The organism is Pseudonocardia sp. GCM10023141, assembly GCF_042653605.1.
In genome coordinates this window covers 121,260-139,774 of the sequence record NZ_JBHSIR010000049.1, presented here as the reverse complement: position 1 = coordinate 139,774, position 18,515 = coordinate 121,260, and the positions used below count along the sequence as shown (strand labels likewise).

Sequence of the window (18,515 nt, the reverse complement as noted above, 5' to 3'; positions counted from 1 at the left end):
ACCGAGGCCGCCCGCCGGTTAGCAGAAGACCTCACGGACTGATCACCCAGGTTCGACAACACCCTCTGAGCGCAGGAGTCCCCATGACGAGCACGAGCACCGACCACCATCACGACGAGTACGACCCGGAGGTGGGCTTCCACCCCTCGTGCGTCTCCGACCAGGAGCGGCCGACGTTCGACGCGGAGTGGCAGCGCCGGGCGTTCGGCCTGGCCGTGGCGCTCTCGGAGTTCGGCCACTACCCGTGGGAGGCCTTCCAGCAGGAGCTGATCGGCGCGATCGGCAGCTGGCAGGACGCGCCCGGCGATGCCAGGGGACGCTGGGAGTACTACGAGCACTGGGTCGCCGCACTCGACGCCGTCGTGGCGAGGAACGGCCTGCTGGTGGACGGCTACGTGAACCCCGAGGACCGCGAGGGCGGCGTCCAGCACGCCGGCTGAGCCCGCCGGACCCCCACGGCGCCCGGGCCCGCCGTGGGAAACACTCACGACGGCTGTGGGGTGACCCGGATGTGCCGGCCGGTCGCGCGCGGCAGGCTCCTGATCATGATGCGTCGACTGATCACCCTGCTCTGCGCGACCGCGGCCGTGCTGATCATGGCCCCGGCGGCGTCGGCCGCGGCGGAGACAGCCGCGGTCGACGAGACCAACGGCGGCTTCTACTGCAGCGCGGCCACCACGTCGGTGCCGTGTCGGCCGTGCCGCCCCGACAAGGGGGAACCGGACTGCCGGCCGCAGACCTTCATCAGGGCGGTCCGCACGACGGTCTTCGCCAGCATCGACAACCAGGCTGCGGGCGGTGAGGTCTGCCGGCTCCACGTGGACCGGATGGGCTACTTCCCCGACGTGGTGTTCCCCGCGGGCGACTACGGCGCGCGCAAGATGGGGACGGTGCCGGCCAACACGGTCTTCACGATCAACTGCATGCGCCGCGCCGCATCGGGTGACGCCGTGATCGGGGGCTACATCGGAACGGGCGACTGAGCGGCGCCCGCCCCGACGTCGCTCAGAGGATGTAGAGCATCTCCTGGTAGGACGGCAGCGGCCAGAGATCGTCGGCGACGACGCCCTCGAGCTGGTCGGCAGCGGCGCGCACCGCCGCCATCGCCGGCAGCAGGGCGTCGCGCGCGTGCTCCGCCGCCGTCAGTGCCGACTCGCCGGGCTCGCCGCCCAACGCCTTGCGCAGCTCGGCGAGGCCCGCCCGCAGTGCGGTGAGCGGGGTCGTGGCCTCCAGCAGGACGGACGGGTCCGACTCGACGCCCGCCGCGCTGAGCGCCCCGACGTTGAGCGCGATCTCGGTCTGGTGCCGGACCGCTGCCGGCAGGATCTGGGTCGAGCCGATCTCGAGCGTCAGCCTTGCCTCGACACCGATGGTCAGCGCGTACTGCTCCAGCCCGATCTCGTAGCGGCTGTGCATCTCCCGGTGGTTGAACACCCTGTACTTCTCGAACAGCTCCATGGCGGGCTCGGTGACGAGCTCAGGCAGCGCGTCGAGCGTCGTGCGCAGGTTCGGCAGCCCGCGGGCGGCGGCCTCGGTCTGCCACATGTCGGAGTAGCCGTCGCCGTTGAACACCACCGCCCCGTGCTCGGTGATGATCTCCGTGAGGAGGGTCTGCACCGCGGCGTCGAAGTCGGTGCCCGCCGCGACCGCGGCCTCGAGGACGTCGGCGCAGTGGTCGAGCGACTCCGCCATGATCGTGTTGAGCACGACCATCGGCGCGGCCACCGTCTGCAGCGAGCCCGGCGCGCGGAACTCGAACCGGTTGCCGGTGAAGGCGAACGGGCTGGTCCGGTTGCGGTCGCCGGGGTCGGTCGGCAGCGCGGGCAGGGTGTCGACGCCGATCAGCATCGTGCCCTTGCTCTTCGACGACGTGGCAGCGCCCTTGGCGATCTGTTCGAACACGTCGGCGAGCTGGTCGCCGAGGAAGATCGAGATGATGGCGGGGGGTGCCTCGTTGGCGCCGAGCCGGTGGTCGTTGGTGGCCGAGGCGACGGAGGCGCGCAGCAGTCCGGCGTTGCGGTGCACCGCGCGGATCACGGCGGCGCAGAACACCAGGAACTGCGCGTTCTCGTGCGGGGTGTCGCCGGGCACGAAGAGGCTGCCCACATCGTTGTTGCCCAGCGAGAAGTTGACGTGCTTGCCCGAGCCGTTGACGCCGTCGAACGGCTTCTCGTGGAACAGGCACTCCATGCCGTGCTTCTTCGCGATGGTCTTGAACGTGGTCATCAGCAGCTGCTGGTGGTCGGACGCGACGTTGGCGCGCTCGAACATCGGCGCCACCTCGAACTGTCCCGGCGCGACCTCGTTGTGGCGGGTCTTGGCCGGAATGCCCAGCTTGAACAGCTCCCGCTCGGTGTCCATCATGAACCCGAGCACCCGCTCGGGGATCGCACCGAAGTAGTGGTCGTCGAACTCCTGCCCCTTGGGCGGCTTGGCGCCGAAGAGCGTGCGCCCGGCGTTGAGCAGATCGGGGCGGGCCAGGAAGAAGTGCCGGTCGACGAGGAAGTACTCCTGCTCGGGCCCGCAGAACGACACGATGTGGTCGAGCTGCTCGTGCCCGAACAGCGCCAGTATCCGCTTGGCGTGGATGCCCATCGCCTGCTGCGAGCGCAGCAGCGGCGTCTTGTGGTCGAGCGCCTCACCTGTCATCGACACGAAGACCGTCGGGATGCAGAGCGTGTTGCCGTTGGGGTTCTCCAGCACGTACGCAGGGCTCGTCACGTCCCAGCCGGTGTAGCCACGGGCCTCGAACGTGTTGCGCAGCCCGCCGCTGGGGAAGCTGGACGCATCCGGCTCGCCCTGGATGAGCGTCTTGCCCGCGAACTCGGCGAGCGCTGATCCGTCGGAGACGGGTTCGAGGAAGCTGTCGTGCTTCTCGGCGGTGAGCCCGGTGAGCGGGTAGAAGACGTGCGCGTAGTGCGTGGCGCCCTTCTCCAGCGCCCAGTCCTTCATGGCCGACGCGACGGCGTCGGCGACGACGGGGTCGAGCTTCGCGCCGTGCTCGATGGTGGCGATCACGGACTTGAAGACCGACTTCGGCAGCCGCTTCTGCATCACGGCCTTGCTGAAGACGTTCGCGCCGAACACCTCACCCGGCATCTCGCCGTCGGTGAAGCTGACGGCCGGGGGCACGTACCCCTCGACGTTCGTGATCGCCTGCAGACGGGCTGTGTTTCCACTCATCGTGCGCACCTCTCGACCAGGCGTTGCCGCTCCGCACCACGTTCGGGGGAGCCCGACCGGCGGACCCTACGAAGCCGCTGTGGCGGTGGGGTTTCGGACGCGTGACCGCTGGGGTCCGCCGTTGCGGGTGCCGGAGCGGCGGCGCCGAACGGCGGATCCAGGAGCGCCGTTCGGTGGCCGCGGCGAGCCGTGCCGACAGTTACACAGTTGAAACTGGACAGTTTTAACTGTAGAAATTATGGTGATGGACGTGGAAGAGAACGCTGTCGCACCGTCGGCCGTCCGGGCCGCGAGTGACGTGCGCGCGACGTTCAGCAGGCTGCGCCGCCGGCTGCGCGAGGTCGACGTGGGCCGCGGTCTCACGCCCTCGCAGACCGCGGCGCTGAGCCGGCTGAGCCGGGAGGGCCCGTTCTCCACCAGCGGGTTGGCGGCCGCGGAGCGGGTGCGCCCGCAGTCGATGGCCACCACGCTCGCCGCGCTGGAGCAGCAGGGCCTGCTCGAGCGCCGCCCCGACCCCGACGACGGCCGCAGGCAGATCGTCACGCTGACGATCGCAGGCCGCCAGCGGGCCGAGGGTGACCGGCAGGCCCGCGCCGAATGGCTGGCCACAGCACTGCAGGAGCGCTACACCGAGGACGAGCGGCAGACCGTGATCGCGGCGATGGCCCTGCTGGAACGGCTGGGCCAGTCGTGACGTCGGTGCGGTCTCGCCTGCGCCCGGGGCACGGGGGCGATCGGGCGACCGGCTTCGACCGGCGGCTGATCGCGCCGATGGTGATCGGGTCGATCCTCAACCCGATCAACTCGTCGATGATCGCGGTGGCGCTGCTCCCGATCGGGATCGCGCTGGGCGCGCCGCCCTCGGAGACGGCATGGCTCGTGTCGGGCCTGTACCTGGCCACCGCCATCGGCCAGCCGGTCGTGGGGCGGCTCGTCGACATCTACGGGCCCCGCCCGCTGTACCTGACGGGCGCGGTGCTGGTCGGGATCGCCGGGCTCCTCGGCGTGCTCGCCCCGAACCTCTGGGTGCTGGTGGCGGCCCGGGTGCTGCTCGGCTTCGGCACCTGCGCCGGTTACCCGGCGGCGATGTCGCTGATCCGCAGCGAGGCCACCCGCACCGGCGTCGACAGCCCCAGCGGCATCCTCACCGTGCTCGCCGTCTCCACGCAGACGATCGCCGTGCTCGGACCGACGCTGGGCGGGCTGCTGATCGGCGTCGGCGGCTGGCGGGCCACCCTCGCCGTCAACCTCCCGCTGGCGGTGATCTGCCTGGTACTGGGCGCGCTGCTGCTGCCGAGGTCCCCGCGCCGCGACCGCACCGCCGGGCTGGTGAGCACGGTCGACCCGGCCGGCATCGTGCTGTTCGCCGCGATGCTCGTGGCCCTGCTCCTGTTCCTGATGAACCCGCAGCTCGGCGACAGCTACCTGCTGGTGATCGTCATCGTGGCCGGGGGCGGGCTGGCCTGGTGGGAGCTGCGGGCGGCCACCCCGTTCCTCGACCTGCGGGTACTCGCGGGCAACGTGCCACTGCTGCTGACCTACGCCCGCACCCTGCTCGCGTACGTCGTGTCGTACGCGTTCCTCTACGGCTACACCCAGTGGCTCGAGGAGGGCCGCGGGCTCACCCCGCCGCAGGCCGGCCTGATCCTCCTGCCGGTGTTCGCAGGCGGGGTGCTCGTATCCACCCTCACCGGAGGTCGCCCCGCGATCCGGACCAAGCTCATCGTCGGTGCGGTGGTGCAGCTCGTGGCCTGCGTGATGCTGCTGCTGCTCGGCGCCGGCAGCGCGATCTGGCTGCTGATCGCGCTCTCGCTGCTGCTCGGCATCCCGCAGGGTCTCATCGGCCTGGCCGTCCAGAACGCGGTCTACCAGCAGGCCGACCCGGCCCGGACGGGCTCCTCGGCCGGGCTCCTGCGCACCTTCCTCTACCTCGGCGCGATCGTCGCGGCCGCCGCCAACGGCAGCTTCCTGCGCGACGGCGCCAGCACGGCGGGCCTGCACGGCCTCGCGATCTTCATGGTCGCCGTCGCGGTCGCCTTCCTGGCGATCACCGTCGCCGACCGGGGGCTGCGCCGCGTCAGCGCGGCATCGCCCGACCACTGATCCCCACCCCGTCAGGAGAGATCGATGGCCCTCACCGCACTCGACGAGCGCACCGCGCTCGTGATCATCGACATGCAGAACGGCGTCGTCGGCGCGGCCACCACACCCCACACCGGTGGTGAGGTGCTGGCCAGGGCGGTGGCGCTCGCCGAGGCGTTCCGCGCGCACGACGCCCCGGTGGTGCTGGTGCGCGTCTCGCTCGCCGCCGACGGCGCCGACGCCGTGCCGGGCCGCACCGAGGCATCCCGTCCGGCCGCGACGCCGCCGCCGGGCTGGGACGCGATCGTCGACGAGCTGGCCGGGCATCCCGGCGACATCACGGTGACCAAGCGCAACTGGGGCGCCTTCCACGGCACGGACCTCGACCTGCACCTGCGGCGGCGCGGCATCACGCAGATCGTGCTGGCGGGAGTGGCCACCAGCATCGGCGTGGAGTCGACGGCCCGCGCGGCCCACGAGCACGGCTACCACGTCACGCTGGCCGTCGACGCCATGGCCGACCGGGACGCCGACGCGCACCGCAACAGCGTCGAGCGGATCTTCCCGCGGCTGGGGGAGACCGGCAGCACGGCGGAGGTCATCGCGCTGCTGGAGAAGACACTCGGCTGATCGGGCCGGCTCAGGCGGGCACCCGGTGATCGGCGAGCCCGACGCCGTCGAGGACCGCGGCGTCGAGCTCGCCGGGAACCAGCTCGAACAGCGCCGCGTACTGCGCGAGCACGGCGGCTTCCACCTGTTCGACCGGGTGGCCGATCGCGCCGACGGAGCCGCTGTCGAAGGGCATGTCGAGGTGGCGGTAGATGTCGGTCAGCAGCGGCGCGAGCACCGCGGCGTCGTCGAGGACCGCCACGGCGCTGAACAGCCAGGCGCCCTTCACGACGCGCTGCGCGGTGCCCACGAGCTTCGCGGTGCCGCCGGCGTTGACGCTGTGGGCGCCGGGGCAGTACTCGCCGGGCACCTCGCCGACACGCGCGTCGATGCCGAGGGTCTGCAGCGCCGCGGCCCACAGCGCGCCGAAGTCGCGGAAGCGCGCGTCCAGCCCGGACAGGGCGTCGGCGTCGGTGCTGATGTGGTCGAGCACGAGCGCGCACCCGGTGAACGCGACGGCCCGGCCGCCGGGGGCCCGCACGACCGGCTCGAAGCCGGCACTGCGGGCGGCCTGCGCCGCTGCCGGGAACCCCGGCGCGAGCGTGTCGCGGCGGCTGAACGCGACGGTCGGTCGGGCCGGGCGCGAGACGCGCAGCACGGCGGCGGGGCCCTCGCGTCCGGCGCACCGCAACAGGTGACCGGCCAGCGCGACGTCGAACGCGGGGCCACTGCCCGGCACGGACCCACGGATCAGCAGCACCCGGCGACACTCTCACGCGCCACCGAGGTCGACGTCGCACGCCCTCGCAGGTCGTCGCACACGCCCCACCCTGTGCGACGACGGGGAAACTGCTGCGACGTCGCGGTGGGTGTGCGAGGTCGGGGCGGCTGCGCGCGGTGGGGTCGTCGCGGCGCGGAGCGTAAGTTGGAGGGCGTGATCAAGTCCTCGCGCAGTGCGGCAGAGCTCATCGTCGAATGCCTGGAGAACGAGGGCGTCACGCACGTCTTCGGCATCCCCGGCGAGGAGAACATCCGCCTCGTCGACGCGCTGTCGCGCTCGTCGATCGAGTACGTGCTCACCCGCCACGAGCAGGGCGCGGCGTTCATGGCGGAGACCTACGGGCGGCTCACCGGCAAGGCGGGCGTCTGCTCGGCGACGCTGGGCCCCGGCGCGATCAACCTGCTGCTGGGTGTCGCCGACGCCACCACCAACTCGACGCCGGTGGTCGCGCTCTCGGCCCAGGTCGGCATGCACCGCCGGTACAAGGAGTCGCACCAGAGCGTCGACCTCGTGTCGATGTTCGCGCCCGCCACCAAGTGGTCCGACCTCGTCGCCACCCCCGGCGCGGTTCCGGAGATGGTGCGCAAGGCGTTCAAGCTCGCACAGACCGAGCGCCCCGGCGCCGTCTACCTCGCCGTGCCCGAGGACGTCGAGGAGGCCGACGCGCCGGAGTCGCTGCGGCCGCTGCCGATCAACGTGCCCCGCGCCGAGGAGCCGTCCCGCGGCCAGTTGGAGCGCGCGGCAGCCATCCTGTCCGCCGCGCGCAACCCGGTGGTGCTCGCCGGGCACGGAGCCGCCCGTGCCGAGGCCGGCGACGCCGTGCGCCGGTTCGCCGAGGCGCTCGGCCTGCCGGTCGCCACCACGTTCCACGGCAAGGGAGTGCTCCCCGACGACCACCCGCTCGCGCTCGGCGCCGTCGGGTTCATGAGCCGCGACTACGTCAACTTCGGCTTCGACGGGGCCGACGTGATCGTCGCGATCGGCTACGAGCTGCAGGAGTTCGACCCGGTCCGGATCAACCCGACCGGCGAGAAGAAGATCATCCACGTCCACCGCTTCCCGGCGGAGGTCGACGCGCACTACGACGTGAGCGTCGGGCTGAACTCCGACATCGGCCGCAGCCTCGACGCGCTGGCGCCGATGGTCACCCGCGCACCGCAGCCGCCTGCCGGGGGAGAGCGCATCCGCGAGCTGATCGGTGCCGAGCTGGAGCGCGGCCGCGAGGACGACCGGTTCCCGCTGGCCCCGGCCCGGATCGTCGCCGACACCCGGGCCGCGCTGGGCCGCGACGACATCGTCCTTGTCGACACCGGCGCGCTGAAGATGTGGATGGCCCGGCTCTACCCGACGTACGCGCCCAACACCTGCGTCATCGCCAACGGCCTGTCCACGATGGCCTGGACGGTGCCCGGGGCGATCGGGGCGAAGATCGCCCGGCCGGACGCGAAGGTGCTCGTGGCCACGGGCGACGGGGCGTTCCTCATGAACTCCCAGGAGATCGAGACGGCGCTGCGGCTGCGGCTGTCGATGGTGATCCTGATCTGGGTCGACGACGCGTACGGGCTGATCAGCTGGAAGATGGATCTGGAGATCGGCCACAACGTCGACACGCGGTTCGGCAATCCGGACTTCGTGCGGTACGCGGAGAGCTTCGGGGCCACCGGCTACCGCATCGGTGCCGCCGAGGAGCTGCTGCCGACGCTGCAGGCGGCGCTGGCGGCCGACACCGTCTCGGTGATCGCGTGCCCGGTGGACTACACCGCCAACCTCGAGCTGATCACGTCGCTGGGGAGTCTGGACGAGAACCTGTCCTGAGCCGATGCCTGGCGGTCGGGCTGCGTGCCCGGCGCCAGGATCGCGCGGTGCAGCCGCTGCAGCGGCGCCGACGGCTCGATGCCGAGCTCGCTGACCAGCGCGGACCGCAGCCTGCGGAACGCGTCGAGTGCCTGTGTCGGGCGACCCGCCCGCGACAGCGCGGTGATGTGCAGCGCGCTGAGGTTCTCGTGCAACGGGTGGCGGTGGCTGAGCTGGGCGAGCTCGCCCAGCACGGCGAGGTGGCGGCCGCGGTGCAGCTCCGCGGCGATCCGGGACTCCATCGCCGCGAGCCTGCTCTCCTCCAGGCGCGTCACCTCGACGCCCAGCGTCGGCCCGGCAGGCACGTCGACGAGCGCGGGGCCGTACCACTCGGCCAGCGCCGCGCCGAGCAGGCGGACGGCCCCGTCGTGGTCGCCCGCGTCGGCGGCGTGCTGGCCGTCGCGGGCGAGCCGCTGGTAGCGCAGGGCGTCGACGTCAACGGCCGCGACGTCGAGGCGGTAGCCCCCGAACGCCGTGACCAGCACGGCACCGGCGTCCCCGCCGGGTAGTGCGGCCGCCATCCGTCTTCGCAGCTGCAGGACGTAGGTCTGCAGCGTGGTCCGGGCGCTACGGGGTGGTCGCTCGGCCCAGAGCTCATCGATCAGGGCATCGGCCGACACCACCCGGCCGGCGTGCAGCGCGAGCATCGCGAGCACCTGCCGCGGCTTCGCGGCCGTCGGCGCGACCGGGCGGCCGTTCAGCGCGGCCGTGAACGGGCCCAGGATCGTGATCTTCATCGGTTGGTCTCCTGACATCGGGTGTGATGTCGAGTCCACCGCAGCGCCTGCGGCGGGGGTAGTGCGGCGCACATCGGCTGGATGTGAGGAATTCACATCGGCGCTCCACCGGGCCTCGAGCGGCGATCCGTACTCCTTGTGACGTCACCGGCAACCGGGGGCCGGGAGCGAGGGGTGCGCACATGAACGGTGTGACGAACGGCGGAGCGCACCGCCTCTCGGGGCGCCCGCTGTGGTCCCTCGCCGAGGACGCCCGGGTCGACGACGACCCCCTGACGGTGCGCGGCCGGTGGGGAGCGGTCCCGATCGCGGATCCCCGACCGCCGGTGCGGGAGGCACTGCGCCGCATGAGCCTGGGCCCGGTGGCGCTGGAGAACATCGCGCTGCTGCGCCACGGGTACGCCCGGCGCCGCTTCGAGGCGACGCTGCAGCGCCTCGGCGGGTACGTCGTGCCGTCGCTGGGCGGCGCGGACGGGATCGGCCCGGTGCTGTCGGTGATCGCGGTCGTGCCCGATGCCGTGTTCGTGCCGCCACCGATCGCGCGGGCGGCCGTGGTCGCCCTGCGTCGGGGATGCCTGTTCGACAGGCGAGCCGACGAGTGCGTGCTGACCTGCCCCGGCCGGGCGTACCAGGTGGTGCTGCACCGGCCGGCCGCGGTTGCCGTGGTCGGTGCGCTGGGGTCGGGTCCGCGCCCCATCGGGGAGATCGCCGCGGCTGCGGACGTCGACCCGCGCGATGCCGCCGACGTCGCCGCCTACCTGTGCGGTGCCGGCGTGGCGGTGCTGGGAGAAGCCAACCTCGAAGTGCTCAGTCCATGAGCACTTCGAGGCGAAGGATAGCTGTAGGACACCGAGGAGAGGAACGACCGATGTTGCGAGGATTCGCCACCGTCAACTTCTACGCCGACGATCTCGAGGAGGCGGGGCGCTGGTACCACGAGGCGACGGGCGTCGAGCCCTACTTCCGCGTCTACGCCTGTGGCGGCTGCGGGAACCGGTCGCGGGAGGCGCGCTGCGCCGACTGCGACGCCGACACGATGCTGGGCTACCTCGAGCTGCGCATCGGTGACTACGAGCACGAGCTGGGCTTCGTCAACCGGATGTGGGCGCCCCCGCAGCCCGACGGTCCCGGCGGCGCCATCGTGTACTGGCACGTGGACAACCTGCAGGAGACGCTCGACCACCTCGAGTCGCTCGGCGCGAAGCCCCACGCGCCGATCACCGAGCACGGTCCCGGGTTCGTCACCGCGTCGGTCGTCGACCCGTTCGGCAACGTGCTCGGCATCATGTACAACGCGCACTACCTGTCGATCCTCGCCCGCGAGGACGCCTGACGCCGGGACCGGCCGCGCTCGCCACGGCGGGCGCGGCCACGGGCACCGGTGATCAGGCCTGGTAGCTTGGCTGGTCAGTCCGGTGCGCCGCTCGGCGCCGTCCGAAGGAGTGGACGTGGCCGGCCGCGGGGCAGGGTGGTCCGACGGGACCGGTGCGCCGTTCGCGCCCGATGTCGTGAGCTGGCTGGTGCGGGTTGTGCTCGGCGTCATCTTCGTCGCCTTCGCCATCGACGCGGTCGGCTACGTCGTGGCGGCCGATCCGCCGGGCATCCTGGTGGCAGGCGCGGTGGCGTGCCTGATCGCCATGCTCGCGGTGCAGCTCCACCTCGCCGATCCGCGCACCGAACCGTGGTCACGACCCGCCCGCGTGGCGGTCGCGGTGCAGCTCGGTCTCGTCTTCCTGCCGATGACCGTCGTCGGCGAGGCCTGGACCGGCCTGATCGGATTCGCGGCGGGCGGCGTTCTGCTGGTGCTGCCACCGGCGTTCGGGTGGTCGGGCTTCGCCGCGGTCACGGCGGCCGCGTGGGTCGCGCAGGCCCTGGTGAGCGGGCCGGTGCTGGAGAGCGTCTACATCGCGGCCAACACCGTGCTCATCGGGCTCGTCGTCTTCGGGCTGTCACGGCTGCGGTCACTCGTGGTCGCGTTGCACGCCACGCGGGCCGAGCTGGCCGATGCCGCGATCACCCGGCAGCGGCTGCTGTTCGCCGCCGAGGTGCGTGACCTGCTCGGGCGCCGCCTGTCCGCGATCACACTCAAGGCCGAGCTGGCCGGCAGGCTCGTCCCGGTGGCACCCGACGCCGCGCGCCGAGAGCAGTCGGAGATCATCACCATCGCCCGCGACGCGCTCACCGACGTGCGCACGATCGCGAGTGGCTACCGCGAGATCTCGCTCGACGAGGAACTCGCCTCGGTGCGCTCCGCGCTGGCCGCGGCCGGTGTCACCACGGTGGTGCGGCGCGCCACCGGCGAGCTCCCGCCCCGGATCGCCAGCGCGCTGGCCACCGCCGTCCGGGAGGGCGTCACCAACGTCCTGCGCCACAGCGCCGCGCGGCACTGCCGGATCGAGCTCGCGGCGGTCGGCGGGAGCGTCACCCTCGAGATCAGCAACGACGGCGTCACCGCGGCGCCTGCCGGTGATCAGCACGGCGACGGGCTCGACAACCTGACCCGGCGCGTCGAGGCACTCGGCGGCTCGGTGTACGCCGGCCCGAGCGCGGACGGGTACGCGCTGCGCGTGGAGCTGCCGCGGCCGGTCTCGCCCGCCGCCCCGGTCGTGGCCGCGCCGCGGCGCGCCGCGGCGGTGCCCGCACCCGCCACCGCGACGGCGATCGTCGCCGGTTTCGGCGCCGCGTACCTGGTGCTGCGGGCCGTGCTCGTGGTGGACGTGTTCGGCTCCGGCACCCGGCCGGACATCGCCGGTGCGGTGGTGGCGATCGGGTGCGCCGCCGCGTGCGTGCTGCTGCAGCTCGTCGTCATCGCCGCGCCGGCCGCGCCGCGCGCCCGGGCCGTGCTGCTCGTCCAGCTCGTGCTCGGCGTCGCGCCGGTGCTGCTGTTCCACGACGCCACGCTCGGCGCGCTCGGGCTGGTGGCCGGCACGGCACTGCTGGTGCTGCGGATCCGTCCGGGCCTGATCGCGTTCGGGGCGCTCGCGGTGGGCTCGGGGGTGCTCGGCGGCCTGTTCCTCGGCACCTGGCTCGGTATCGCCTACCCGGTGCTCTCCACGGTCAACGGCGGGCTCGAGTGGGCGACGCTGTTGCGGCTGCACGGCCTGGTCCGCAGCCTGCACGCCGCCCGCACGGAGCGTGCCTCGCTGGCCGTCACGCAGGAGCGGTTGCGCTTCGCCAGGGACCTGCACGACCTGCTCGGCTACAGCGTCTCGGCGATCGCGCTCAAGGCAGAGCTCTCCCAACGGCTCGTCGACCGGGATGCCGGCCGGGCGCGCAGCGAGCTCGCGGAGATCGCGACCGTCTCGCGGCAGGCGCTCGCCGACATCAGGGTGATCACTCGCGCCTCGCGCGTGCTCTTGCTCGACGACGAGGTCGCATCGGCCCGCACGCTGCTGACCGCGGCGGGCGTCACCGTCACCTCGCACATCGACGGTACGGGCCTGCCCGCCGACGTCCGGGGCGTCCTCGCGACGGTGCTGCGCGAGGGCGTCACCAACCTGTTGCGCCACAGCCGGGCCGAGCAGTGCGCGATCGTGGTGACCCGCACCGGCGCCACGGTGGTGCTCGAGATCGTCAACGACGGTGCGGTGGGCTCGACCGGCGGCGGCGGGGCCGGCATCCCCAACCTCACCGACCGCGTCGCCGAGGTCGGTGGTGTGCTGAGCGTGGAACCGGAGGCAGGCGGCGGGTTCCGGTTGCGCGCCGAGGTGCCGATCCGGGAGCTCCCGGACGGGAGCGGGGAAGGGGCCTGATGATCAGAGTCTTGATCGCCGAGGACATGCACATGGTCCGCGGCGCCCTCGTCGCGCTGCTCGGGCTGGAGCCGGAGATCGAGGTGGTGGCCGAGGTCGCCAGCGGCGATCGCATCGTGCCGATGTGTCACCTGCACCGGCCCGACGTCGCCGTGCTCGACATCGACATGCCGGTCATCGACGGGCTGACGGCGGCGAGCACGCTGCGCGTGGAGCTCCCGCAGATCCGAATACTCGTGCTGACCAGTCTCGGCAGGCCCGGCACGCTGCGCAGGGCGCTCGCGGTGCGCGTCGACGGGTTCCTGGCCAAGGACGCCCCGCCCGCCGAGCTGGCCGCGGCGATCCGCGACGTCGCGGCGGGCAAGCGGGTGGTGGACAGCCAGCTCGCGCTCGCCGCGCTGGACGGCGGGACCTGCCCGCTGACCGACCGCGAGCTCGCGGTGCTCAAGCTCGCCGCGGACGGCACCGACCCGGCCGACATCGCCGCGGCGCTGTTCCTGTCGGTCGGCACCGTCCGCAACTACCTGACCACGGTCATCAGCAAGCTCAACGCGCGCAACCGCGTCGACGCCATCCGGATCGCGAGCGACAGCGGGTGGCTCTGAGATCGGGGGCAGGTGGTGCGGCCGAGCCGGTCCCGGATCGCGTCGACGGGCAGGCGGTCCTCGGCGAGCGCGCGCCGGATCCGCGCGATGCCCCTGATGTCGGCCAGCGCGGTGGCGACGATGTCGACGCTGCTGTCCGGGTCGTCGACCCAGTCGACGGGCACCTCGGCGATGCGCAGGCCGCACCGCTGCGCGAGCACCAGCAGTTCGGTGTCGAAGAACCAACCGGTGTCCTCGACCAGCGGCAACAGCTGCGCGGCGACGTCAGCACGGATCGCCTTGAAGCCGCACTGGGCGTCGCGGAACCGGACGCGCAGCGCGCCGCGCAGGATGAGGTTGTAGCAGCGGGAGACGAACTCCCGCTTCGGGCCGCGCACCACCCGGGAGCCGTGCAGCAGCCTGCTGCCGATGGCCAGGTCGGAGTGGCCTGACACCAGCGGCGCGACGAGCGGGAACAGCGCGGCGAGGTCGGTCGACAGGTCGACGTCCATGTACACCAGCACCGGCGACGGCGAGGTCGTCCATGCCGCGGCCAGTGCGCGGCCGCGGCCCTTCTCCGGCAGCCGCCGGATGTGGACGCCGTCGAGCTCGGCGCCGAGGTTGTAGGCCACCTGCAGCGTGGCGTCGGTGCTGGCGTTGTCGACGATCGTGATCCGGAACGGGTACGGCAGCGCCGTCTCGAGGTGGTGGTGCAGCCGGCGCACGCAGGTCGGGAGCGCAGCCTCCTCGTTGTACACCGGGATCACGACGTCGAGCACCGGCTGCCCGTCGTCGACGACGACCGGGGCGCGTTCGCCGGCGGGCGCGGTCGGGGTGGGCCCGGCGGGTGCGGCCGGCTGAGCGAGCGTTGCGGTCATGGAGCCGAGATTCGGGCAGCCCGCTGTCGCGGCGATATGCGCTGGTTATGCCGATCCTGTGGGTCCGCAACCGCACAGCGCGTGCACAGGAAGGCCACAGAGAAGCGACAGCGGCCGCCAGCAACGTGGCTCGGGACCGGCCGTCGACGGCCGCCCTCCTCTCCCTGGAGCACCACTGTGAGCACTGCGACGCTCGCCCCGCCGCACCCGCCCGGATCCGAGCCCCGGCATCGACGGTCAGGTCCGGCCGGGCCGACCGGCCGGCTGGGTCGGCTGTGGCGCGGCCCCGCCGACGACGCCCCCTGGACCCGTCCTGCGCTGCTCGCGCTGCTGGCGGCCACCGCCGTGCTCTACCTGTGGAACCTGTCCGCATCGGGCTACGGCAACGACTTCTACGCGGCCTCGGTGCAGGCTGGCACGCAATCGCTGAAGGCGTGGCTGTTCGGCTCGCTCGACGCCGGCAACGCGCTGACCGTCGACAAGCCGCCCGCCGCGCTGTGGGTGATGACGGCCAGTGCCCGCATCTTCGGGTTCAGCTCGTGGAGCCTGCTCGTGCCGCAGGCGCTCGAGGGCGTGGCCGCCGTGGCGCTGCTGTTCGCCGCTGTGCGCCGCTGGGCCGGTGCGCCCGCCGGGCTGATCGCGGGGGCCGCGCTGGCGCTGACCCCGGCCGCTGTGCTGATGTTCCGGTTCGACAACCCCGACGCCCTGTTGACGCTGCTTCTGGTGGCGGGTGGCTACGCCGTCGTGCGGGCCGTCGATGCGGCGAGCGTGCGCGCGTCGACGTGGTGGCTGGTCGGGGCCGGAGCGCTGATCGGTTTCGGGTTCCTGACGAAGATGGGCCAGGCCCTGCTCGTGGTGCCCGCGTTCGGGCTGGTCTACCTGCTGGCCGGGCCGACGCGGCTGCGCACCCGGATCGGGCAGCTGCTCGGCGCGCTCGCGTCGATGATCGTGTCGGCAGGCTGGTTCATCGCGCTCGTGGAGCTGTGGCCCGCGGCCGACCGCCCCTACATCGGCGGGTCCACCACCAACTCACTGCTGGAGCTGGCGCTGGGCTACAACGGGATCGGCCGGTTGTTCGGCGGCTCGGGCAACGGCGGCGGTGGCGGTGCTACTGGTGGTGGCGGCAACACCGGCTTCGGTGGTGCCACCGGGCTGGCACGGCTGTTCACCGACGAGATCGGGCTGGAGATCTCCTGGCTGCTGCCCGCCGCCCTGATCCTGCTGGTGGCGGGGCTGTGGCTGACGCGCCGCGCGCCGGGTACCGACCGGGTGCGCGCGGCACTCGTGCTGTTCGGCGGCTGGACGCTCGTGACCGGGCTGGTGTTCAGCTTCATGAGCGGCACCATGCACCCGTACTACACGGTGGCGCTGGCACCCGGGATCGCCGGACTGGTCGGGGTCGGCACCGTGGCGCTCTGGCGCGCTCGCGACACCGTCGCGGCTCGCGGGGTTCTCGCGCTCGTGGTCGGGGTGACCGCGGCGTGGAACTTCGTGCTGCTCGCCGGGTCGACGGAGGCCTTCGCCTGGGTGCGCTGGGTCATCGTCGCGGCAGGCGTGCTCGGCGTCGCCGGCGTGCTCCTCGGTGCGACGCGGCTGCGGTCGGTCGCGCTGGCCGGCGTCGTCGCTGCCGTGCTGACCGGTCTGATCGGGACCAGCGCCTACGCCGTCACCACCGCGGCGACGCCCCACACCGGCAGCATCCCGTCGGTCGGCACGTCGGCGGGTGGGATGGGCGGCTTCGGCGGCCGGGGGATGGGCGGCCCCGGCGACGGCGGGGTGCGGCCCGACGGTGCGGCCCGCTTCGGCACGCCCCCGACGGGCGCGACCGCGGACGGTGCCACCGCCGACGGGGCTGCTACTGACGGGACGGCAGCCGGAGGTGCTCCGCAGGGCGGTGGCATGGGTGTGACGTCGAGCGCCGAGCTGACGGCGCTGCTCAAGAGCGCCGGCACCACCTGGTCGGCCGCGGTGTCGAGCTCGCAGACCGCGGCGACGATGGAGCTCGCCAGCGGTACCGCCGTGATGTCACTCGGCGGCTGGACGGGGTCGGACGCCACCGTCACGCTCGCGCAGTTCCAGGCCGACGTCGCGGCCGGGCTGATCCACTACTACGTGGCGGGCGGGCAGGGCGGTGGCCCCGGCGGTGGTGGCGGGGACACCGCCAGCACCAGCACGCAGATCGCCGAGTGGGTGCAGGCGAACTTCACCGCGACGACGGTGGGCGGCCAGACCGTCTACGACCTGACGGCCTGATCGGCGCGCGGCGCTCACTCCTCGGGGAACGAGCCCGCGACGCCGTCGGAGGGCCGCAACCGGTAGACGGCCAGTCGCATGCCGTAGTACTTCTCGGTCTCGCCCACCCAGGTCATGTCCAGCCGGCGCGCGGTGGCCTCGCCCCGCGCGTTGGCGGGACGGACCAGCGCGAAGACCTCGTCGACGTCCATGCCGAAGGCCCGCTGGATGACGTGGCGGGCCGCCTCCGTGGCGAAGCCGTTGCCCCAGTGCTCCGGGGCGATCTGGTAGCCGATCTCCACGTCCTGCTCCTCGACGGGCAGCAGGTGCAGGCTGACCCCGCCGACCAGCACGCCGGTGTCGGCGCGGGTGATGGCCCAGTGCCCCAGCCCGCCCTCACCGTCGGCGGTGTCGGCCACCCACTCCCGCAGCAGCTCGCGCATGGCGGGCTCGTCGGTGACGGTGTCGAGCGCCGGGGCGAGCCAGCGCGACACCTCGGTGTGGCCGTAGACCGACAGTGCCGCGCCCGCGTCGTCGTCGTCCCAGTCCCTGATGATCAAGCGTTCGGTACGGAGCAGCTCGGCCACCCCGCCAGGTATACCCGGCCGAGGTGATCGTGTCCTCCCCTGGCGTCGATCAGAGTGACTGCTTGTGCAACCAGTCCAGGGATGAGTCGGCGACCTCGCGCCATCCGGAGTCGATCGTCAGCGAGTGGGCGCGATCGGGGAACTCGAGGATGTCGGTGACGGCTGCCGAGTGGCGGTACTGCTTCAACGTGGCGCGGGTGATGGCCTCGGGCACCGTGTGGTCCTTGCCGCCGGTGATCAGCAGCAGCGGGCCGCGCACCTCGTTGGCGGTGTCGACCTTGGCGGGGGAGTGCGGGTTGAAGTTGGCCGCGGCCGCCTCGAACAGCGGCTTGCCCGGTGCGGGCATCGACCACCGGTCGTAGAGCTCCTGCGACTCCTGCTCGGTGATGGCGTTGCCGAAGCCGTAGCGGAATTGCTCCGCGGTCAACGAGACGGCGCGGTGGGCGTTGGCCGGGTTCTTGAACACCGGGAACGTGACGCGCAGCGAGGAGAGCGGCAGCGGCAGCACGCCCTTGATCTGCGCGGCGTCGACGGCGACGGTGGCGGCGGCCAGGTCCATGCCCAGCAGCTTCTGCGCGATCATGCCGCCGAAGCTGTGGCCCACGAGGATCGGCTTGCGGTCCATGGCGCCGATGATCCCGGCGTAGTGCTCGACGACGTCGTCGATGCCGTGGTTCGCGATCGCCTCCGGGTGGGCCCTGGCCTCCTCGACGGTGTCGGGGTCGCCCGGCCAACCCGGTGCCGAGGTGGAGTAGCCGGCCTGCTCGAACAGCTCCTGCCACGGCGCCCACGAGCTCGCGTGGAGGAACAGGCCGTGGATGAAGACGACGGGGGTCCTGTCGGGCATGCGGGCGTCCTCCGGGATCGGCGCGAAGCGGCAGAATGCGCTTGTGCCGGGTCCGCGTCCAGGTCAGTTCGGCCCGACGATGATGTTCCCGGTGCTCGTCTCGAGGTCGAGTGATCGCGGTGCCGCCGGGTTGGTGATCACCCTGACGTCGGCCTCGCCGGTGCAGGTGCGGGTCCGCACGGCGTAACCGGCGTCGGGCAGCCGGACGCTGACCGAACCGGTGCTGCTCTCGATCCGCACGGCGCGGGGTGCCGCGGTGAACGCGGCCGTGACCGGACCCGGTGCTGGTGTCGGCCGTGAATCGGGGCCCGTCGAGCCCGGTGGCCGTGACGTCGCCGAGCGAGGCGCGGACCGTGACGGGTACGCCGGCCGGCACCGTCACCGTCTCG

At 72.6% G+C, this 18,515-nt stretch carries 17 protein-coding genes and 1 pseudogene; 11 read left to right on the top strand and 7 right to left on the bottom strand.

The annotated features are described in order from the left end of the window. Positions 1-83: 83 nt before the first annotated feature. Entirely contained in the window at positions 84-440 is a 357-nt protein-coding gene (locus ACFPFQ_RS28315) for a nitrile hydratase accessory protein (RefSeq protein WP_379624169.1), read from the top strand. A 105-nt stretch (positions 441-545) separates the two neighbouring features. Continuing rightward, the gene (locus tag ACFPFQ_RS28310; RefSeq protein WP_379624167.1) at positions 546-983 is read left to right on the top strand and encodes a hypothetical protein; all 438 of its coding nucleotides are present in this window, start codon (positions 546-548) and stop codon (positions 981-983) included. Positions 984-1,005: 22 nt separating this feature from the next. On the opposite strand, the gene ACFPFQ_RS28305 is transcribed toward ACFPFQ_RS28310, so the two are convergent. Beyond that, complete coding sequence (locus tag ACFPFQ_RS28305) at positions 1,006-3,183, bottom strand: glutamine synthetase III (protein WP_379624165.1); 2,178 nt, start codon at positions 3,181-3,183, stop codon at positions 1,006-1,008. A 250-nt stretch (positions 3,184-3,433) separates the two neighbouring features. Here ACFPFQ_RS28305 and ACFPFQ_RS28300 point away from each other — a divergent pair, with 250 nt between their 5' ends. From ACFPFQ_RS28300 to ACFPFQ_RS28290, 3 genes are read left to right on the top strand one after another with little or no spacing between them, the layout of a single operon-like run. Continuing rightward, positions 3,434-3,877, top strand: coding sequence for a MarR family winged helix-turn-helix transcriptional regulator (locus ACFPFQ_RS28300; protein WP_379624163.1), 444 nt, complete (start codon positions 3,434-3,436; stop codon positions 3,875-3,877). Next, positions 3,874-5,286 (top strand): MFS transporter, encoded by a 1,413-nt coding sequence (locus ACFPFQ_RS28295; RefSeq protein ID WP_379624161.1) that lies wholly within the window; start codon positions 3,874-3,876, stop codon positions 5,284-5,286. Before ACFPFQ_RS28300 ends, ACFPFQ_RS28295 begins: the two co-directional genes overlap by 4 nt. A 24-nt stretch (positions 5,287-5,310) precedes the next feature. Next, positions 5,311-5,895 carry a hydrolase gene (locus ACFPFQ_RS28290; RefSeq protein ID WP_379624159.1) on the top strand — a complete coding sequence of 195 codons (585 nt, stop codon included), beginning with the start codon at positions 5,311-5,313 and terminating at the stop codon, positions 5,893-5,895. 10 nt (positions 5,896-5,905) lie between these two features. On the opposite strand, the gene ACFPFQ_RS28285 is transcribed toward ACFPFQ_RS28290, so the two are convergent. Beyond that, positions 5,906-6,634, bottom strand: a complete 729-nt coding sequence (locus ACFPFQ_RS28285; protein WP_379624157.1) for a lipoate--protein ligase family protein — start codon at positions 6,632-6,634, stop codon at positions 5,906-5,908. A gap of 174 nt (positions 6,635-6,808) precedes the next feature. Here ACFPFQ_RS28285 and ACFPFQ_RS28280 point away from each other — a divergent pair, with 174 nt between their 5' ends. Next, a complete protein-coding gene (locus ACFPFQ_RS28280) occupies positions 6,809-8,470 on the top strand; it encodes an acetolactate synthase large subunit (RefSeq protein WP_379624155.1) in 1,662 nt (553 codons plus the stop codon). Here the strand turns inward: ACFPFQ_RS28280 and ACFPFQ_RS28275 are convergent. Next, positions 8,410-9,246: an AfsR/SARP family transcriptional regulator gene (locus ACFPFQ_RS28275; protein ID WP_379624153.1), complete on the bottom strand. Its 837-nt coding sequence runs from the start codon at positions 9,244-9,246 to the stop codon at positions 8,410-8,412. The genes ACFPFQ_RS28280 and ACFPFQ_RS28275 overlap by 61 nt on opposite strands. A 182-nt stretch (positions 9,247-9,428) precedes the next feature. Here ACFPFQ_RS28275 and ACFPFQ_RS28270 point away from each other — a divergent pair, with 182 nt between their 5' ends. The 4 genes from ACFPFQ_RS28270 (at position 9,429) to ACFPFQ_RS28255 (ending at position 13,603) form a co-directional block, all read left to right on the top strand. Further along, positions 9,429-10,064, top strand: coding sequence for a hypothetical protein (locus tag ACFPFQ_RS28270; RefSeq protein ID WP_379624151.1), 636 nt, complete (start codon positions 9,429-9,431; stop codon positions 10,062-10,064). Positions 10,065-10,114: 50 nt separating this feature from the next. Next, positions 10,115-10,579 (top strand): VOC family protein, encoded by a 465-nt coding sequence (locus ACFPFQ_RS28265; protein ID WP_379624149.1) that lies wholly within the window; start codon positions 10,115-10,117, stop codon positions 10,577-10,579. A gap of 115 nt (positions 10,580-10,694) precedes the next feature. Continuing rightward, positions 10,695-12,998, top strand: a complete 2,304-nt coding sequence (locus ACFPFQ_RS28260) for a sensor histidine kinase (RefSeq protein ID WP_379624147.1) — start codon at positions 10,695-10,697, stop codon at positions 12,996-12,998. Then, the gene (locus ACFPFQ_RS28255) at positions 12,998-13,603 is read left to right on the top strand and encodes a response regulator transcription factor (protein WP_379624145.1); all 606 of its coding nucleotides are present in this window, start codon (positions 12,998-13,000) and stop codon (positions 13,601-13,603) included. The genes ACFPFQ_RS28260 and ACFPFQ_RS28255 overlap by 1 nt, the downstream gene beginning before the upstream one ends. Before the next feature lie 17 nt (positions 13,604-13,620). Here the strand turns inward: ACFPFQ_RS28255 and ACFPFQ_RS28250 are convergent. Continuing rightward, positions 13,621-14,460: pseudogene (locus ACFPFQ_RS28250) on the bottom strand (dolichyl-phosphate beta-glucosyltransferase); the annotation flags it as partial. 177 nt (positions 14,461-14,637) lie between these two features. On the opposite strand from ACFPFQ_RS28250, the gene ACFPFQ_RS28245 reads away from it, so the two are divergent. After that, positions 14,638-16,713, top strand: coding sequence for a glycosyltransferase family 39 protein (locus ACFPFQ_RS28245; RefSeq protein ID WP_379624143.1), 2,076 nt, complete (start codon positions 14,638-14,640; stop codon positions 16,711-16,713). Between the two features lie 14 nt (positions 16,714-16,727). On the opposite strand, the gene ACFPFQ_RS28240 is transcribed toward ACFPFQ_RS28245, so the two are convergent. From ACFPFQ_RS28240 to ACFPFQ_RS28230, 3 genes are all read right to left on the bottom strand, one after another. After that, entirely contained in the window at positions 16,728-17,279 is a 552-nt protein-coding gene (locus tag ACFPFQ_RS28240; protein WP_379624141.1) for a GNAT family N-acetyltransferase, read from the bottom strand. 49 nt (positions 17,280-17,328) lie between these two features. Continuing rightward, the gene (locus ACFPFQ_RS28235; RefSeq protein WP_379624139.1) at positions 17,329-18,126 is read right to left on the bottom strand and encodes an alpha/beta hydrolase; all 798 of its coding nucleotides are present in this window, start codon (positions 18,124-18,126) and stop codon (positions 17,329-17,331) included. Between the two features lie 63 nt (positions 18,127-18,189). Continuing rightward, the gene (locus tag ACFPFQ_RS28230) at positions 18,190-18,366 is read right to left on the bottom strand and encodes a hypothetical protein (RefSeq protein WP_379624137.1); all 177 of its coding nucleotides are present in this window, start codon (positions 18,364-18,366) and stop codon (positions 18,190-18,192) included. Positions 18,367-18,515: the final 149 nt, after the last annotated feature.

Coding starts and splice junctions, on each gene's coding strand:
- ACFPFQ_RS28235 (WP_379624139.1), bottom strand. CDS start 18,126: ATGCCCGACAGGACCCCCGTCGTCTTCATCCACGGCCTGTTCCTCCAC.
- ACFPFQ_RS28310 (WP_379624167.1), top strand. CDS start 546: ATGATGCGTCGACTGATCACCCTGCTCTGCGCGACCGCGGCCGTGCTG.
- ACFPFQ_RS28290 (WP_379624159.1), top strand. CDS start 5,311: ATGGCCCTCACCGCACTCGACGAGCGCACCGCGCTCGTGATCATCGAC.
- ACFPFQ_RS28275 (WP_379624153.1), bottom strand. CDS start 9,246: ATGAAGATCACGATCCTGGGCCCGTTCACGGCCGCGCTGAACGGCCGC.
- ACFPFQ_RS28270 (WP_379624151.1), top strand. CDS start 9,429: ATGAACGGTGTGACGAACGGCGGAGCGCACCGCCTCTCGGGGCGCCCG.
- ACFPFQ_RS28255 (WP_379624145.1), top strand. CDS start 12,998: ATGATCAGAGTCTTGATCGCCGAGGACATGCACATGGTCCGCGGCGCC.
- ACFPFQ_RS28315 (WP_379624169.1), top strand. CDS start 84: ATGACGAGCACGAGCACCGACCACCATCACGACGAGTACGACCCGGAG.
- ACFPFQ_RS28265 (WP_379624149.1), top strand. CDS start 10,115: ATGTTGCGAGGATTCGCCACCGTCAACTTCTACGCCGACGATCTCGAG.
- ACFPFQ_RS28305 (WP_379624165.1), bottom strand. CDS start 3,183: ATGAGTGGAAACACAGCCCGTCTGCAGGCGATCACGAACGTCGAGGGG.